Raw genomic sequence first — 4153 nt, 5'->3', positions numbered from 1 at the left:
GTCGTTGGTGCCGTCGCCGGTCATGGCGACGAGCTTGCCGCCGGCCTGCTCCCGTTTGATGAGGGCCATCTTGTCCTCGGGCGTGGCCTCGGCCAGGTACTCGTCCACCCCCGCCTCGGCGGCGATCGCGCGGGCGGTCAGCTCGTTGTCGCCGGTCACCATGACCGTGCGGATCCCCATCCGGCGCAGCTCCTCGAAGCGTTCCCGGATGCCCTCCTTGACCACGTCCTTGAGGTGGATGATGCCGAGCACCCTCGGCCCGTCCCAGTCGTGGACCGCCACCAGCAGGGGGGTGCCCCCGGACTCCGACACCCTGGCCGACCAGGCCACCGCCTCGGCCGGTACGGTGCCGCCGCGCATCGCCACCCAGTCGCAGACCTGGGCGGTCGCGCCCTTGCGGATGGCGCAGCCGGCGCCGCCGTCCCAGCTCAGGTTGACGCCGCTCATCCGGGTCCGGGCGCTGAACTCGGTGAACCGCGGATTGCTGAGGTCCGCCGCCGTGGCCGGCCGCAGTCCGTACCGCTGGGCGAGTGCGACGACGGAGCGCCCCTCGGGCGTCTCGTCGGCGAGCGAGGACAGCTGGGCGGCGTCCGCCAGCTGGAGCCGGTCCACCCCGGGCAGGGGGATGAAGGCCACGGCCTCGCGGTTGCCGAGGGTGATGGTGCCGGTCTTGTCGAGCAGCAGGGTGTTCACGTCTCCGGCGGCCTCGACGGCGCGGCCGCTCATGGCGATGACGTTGCGCTGGACGAGGCGGTCCATGCCCGCGATGCCGATGGCCGACAGGAGGGCGCCGATCGTGGTGGGGATGAGGGTCACCAGGAGGGCGACCAGGACCGTGGTGGACTGCGCGGCGTGCGCGTGGTCGGCCATCGGCTGGATGGAGACGACCACGAGGACGAAGATGACGGTCAGGGCCGCCAGCAGGATGTTCAGGGCGATCTCGTTGGGCGTCTTCTGCCGGGCGGCCCCTTCGACCAGGGCGATCATCCGGTCGATGAAGCTGTGCCCGGGGCGCGAGGTGACCCGTACGACGACCGAGTCGGACAGCACGGTCGTACCTCCGGTGACCCCGGAGCGGTCGCCGCCCGCTTCCCGCAGGACGGGGGCCCCCCCCCCCGATTCGCCGGTGACGGCCGACTCGTCCACCATCGCGGCCCCGTCGACGACGTCGCCGTCGGCCGGGATCAGCTCGCCGGCCTCGACGAGCACGAAGTCGAAGGGCTGGAGCTCGGCGGGCGTGACCACCTCCGTCTCGGCCCGTTTCAGGTTCGCGCCGTACGTCCAGTGGTTCAGCCGCACCGCGACCGTGTCCGTACGCGCCTTGCGCAGCGACTCGGCCTGGGCACGGCCCCGGCCTTCGGCCACGGCTTCGGCCAGGTTGGCGAACAGGACGGTCAGCCAGAGCCAGACGCTGATCACCCAGGTGAAGACGGACGGGTGGACGAGCGCCGAGAGCGTGGTCAGCACGGATCCGACGGCGACGACGAACAGCACCGGCTTCTTGACCAGTTCGCGCGGGTGGAGTTTGCCGACGGCCTCTCGCATGGAGGCGGCCAGGAGTTCGGGGTCGACCACGTTCACCCGGCCGGAGCGTTTCCGGGAGGGCCGGTTGGACGGGGTTCGCGGAGGAGTCCCGAGACCCGGAGGAACGTGCTGCGCGGCGGCAGGAGGCATGAATACCTTCTGGATGGGTTTGAGGCGTGACAGCCCTGGCGGCTGGTGGCCAGGTACGGGAGAGGGGTTCGCTGCCGGGGACCACCTCCATGGACCCCCTCGGCCGTCATGTGAGTGGTGTGAAGGTCCCCGGCAGCGCAACAGGCAGGAAAATACTGCCTGGTGCCCCGGATACGCGCATGTGGGCGCGGGAATTGGCGGCTCTTTGACGGCGGCGTACGGGATGCGTGAAACCGCCGTCAGAGACGCGTCAACGCGCTTCGGCCGTGAGGCGGAAGCGGAGCCGGCAGATCACGGCGTCGGTGTCGCGGCGGACGGCGTGGGCGACGACGGACCCGCGCTGGTTCTGGAGCAGCCGCTGCCACAGGTGGGCGGGTTCGGTCTCCGGGATGAGCACGGTCACCTGGGAGCCGGGGTGGGTCCGCGCCAGCTTCCGCACGTATTCCGACAGGGGCCGGCCGAGCGAGCGGGTCTCCGGGGAAAGCTCGGTCAGTTCGACGCCGGGCTTCCACAACTCCCAGTCGCGCCGCAGGGCTTCGGCCGCGTCACGGTCCTCGGGGGACGGATGGGTGACGGTCACGGCGATGACCTCGTCACCGAGCGAACGGGCGGCGGTGAGGGCCTGGCTGGTCAGGCGGGACAGGCCGGAGACGGGGACCACGACCAGGGAGCGGGAGCGGTGCGGCGCCTGCGGGATCCGGCCGAGCTCCAGCCGTTCGCCGATCTCGGCGTACGCGCGATGGACCTTCTCGAAGCCGAGGACGAGCAGCGGCAGCGCGACGACGACCAGCCAGGCGCCCTCGGTGAACTTGGTGGCGGTGACCACGACGGCCGAGACGCCGGTCAGGACGGCGCCGAAGCCGTTGAGTACCGCCTTCCGCTGCCAGCCGCGCGGCCGCAGGGCGTACCAGTGCCGGACCATGCCGAGCTGGCAGAGGGTGAAGCCGATGAACACACCGATGGCGAAGAGCGGAACGAGGGTGTTGGTGTCGCCGCCCGAGAAGACGAGGAGGACGGCGGAGACCAGGGCCAGCCAGACGACCCCGTGGCGGTGGACCTGCCGGTCGGCCTTGAGGGCGAACACGTGGGGCAGGTGGTTGTCGCGGGCCAGCAGGCTCATCAGCACGGGCAGCCCGCCGAAGGAGGTGTTCGCGGCGAGCGCGAGCAGCACCATGGTGGCGAACTGGACCACGTAGAACGCGGCGTTGTGGCCGAAGGAGGCGTCCGCGAGCTGGGCGAGGACGGTGACGCCCTCGACGGGCTGGAGGTGGAAGCGCCCGATCAGGACCGACAGGCCGATCAGCATCACGCCCAGGAGGGCGCCGAGGGCGACCTCGGTGCGCTGGGCGCGTCGGGCGGCGGGGGCCCGGAAGGACGGCACGGCGTTGGCGACCGCCTCGACGCCGGTCAGGGCGGAGCAGCCGGCGGCGAAGGCCTTCAGCAGCAGGAGCGCGCCGACAGCGGTGGCCCCCTCGCCGAGGGTGGAGGCGTGCCCGGTGGCGGACGCGGTGCTGACGGGTGCGTCGCGGAAGAGTCCGACGACGACCATCGCGAGGATCGAGCCGACGAAGACGGCGGTGGGCACGAGGAAGGCCTTGGCGGACTCCACGACCCCGCGCAGGTTCACCGCGGTGACCAGGAGCAGGACACCCAGGCAGATCCACACCCGCTCCCCGTACAGGCCGGGGAAGGCGGAGGTCAGGGCGGCCACGCCGGCCGTGACGGACACCGCGACGTTCAGGACGTAGTCCAGGATCAGCGAAGCCGCGGCGACCAGGCTCGTGCGCCGGCCCAGGTGTCGTCCGGCGACGGCGTAGGAGCCGCCGCCGTCCGGGAAGGCGGCGATCACCTGCCGGTAGGAGGCCACCAGCACCGCGAGCAGAGCGGCGATCGCCACCGTCACCGGCAGGGTGAAGCCGAGACCGTACGCCCCGGCCGCGGCCAGGACCAGCACGATCGACTCCGGCCCGTACGCCACGGACGCCATCGCGTCCAGGGACAAGGCGGCCAGTCCTTGGAGGGCGGTCAGCCGGTGCCGGTCCTCTCCCCCCGCTGCGGGGATCCGGGTATCAGGCGGCTCCTCGGTGCCCGGAGCCCGCCCCGCAGTGCAGGTCTTTCCCATGTCCGTCGACATCTCTCGCTGTTCCTCCGTTGGTCAGGGCGAGGACAGCGTCGGAAATTCCATGGCCGGATCACCAGGGTCCTTGACGTTGTCCATACGGCCGCCGCGCCAGTCCTCACGCGCTCTTGATGCCGAAGCGGGAGCGCCGTACGAGGTGCGTCAAGACCTCGCGGGGGCGGGTCCCCGCGCCTCCTCCGAGGGACAGGCTTGAAGGGAACGGATCAGGAGGCCCCGCATGTCCGGATACCGACTCCACGACGCCGCCGCCCTGCTCGCGGCGCTCGTGGCCCCCTTCCTCGTGGCGCTCGCGCTCGTGCCCTTCCGTACGGAGCTTTCGGCGACGAACGCGGCCCTGAT

General features: G+C 71.6%; 2 protein-coding genes. Both read right to left on the bottom strand.

Annotated features, from left to right (window positions below; genetic code table 11):
- Positions 1–1674 (bottom strand): potassium-transporting ATPase subunit KdpB (gene kdpB, locus VR44_RS08860; RefSeq protein WP_045946852.1); only part of this gene is annotated, 1674 nt, incomplete at its 3' end.
- 250 nt (positions 1675–1924) lie between these two features.
- Complete coding sequence (locus VR44_RS08855) at positions 1925–3808, bottom strand: APC family permease (RefSeq protein ID WP_045946851.1); 1884 nt, start codon at positions 3806–3808, stop codon at positions 1925–1927.
- Positions 3809–4153 lie beyond the last annotated feature (345 nt).

The organism is Streptomyces katrae, assembly GCF_000966975.1.
GTDB lineage: Bacteria > Actinomycetota > Actinomycetes > Streptomycetales > Streptomycetaceae > Streptomyces > Streptomyces katrae.
Note: the sequence above shows the minus strand (reverse complement) of the source record. Positions and strands in the feature narration are given on the sequence as shown.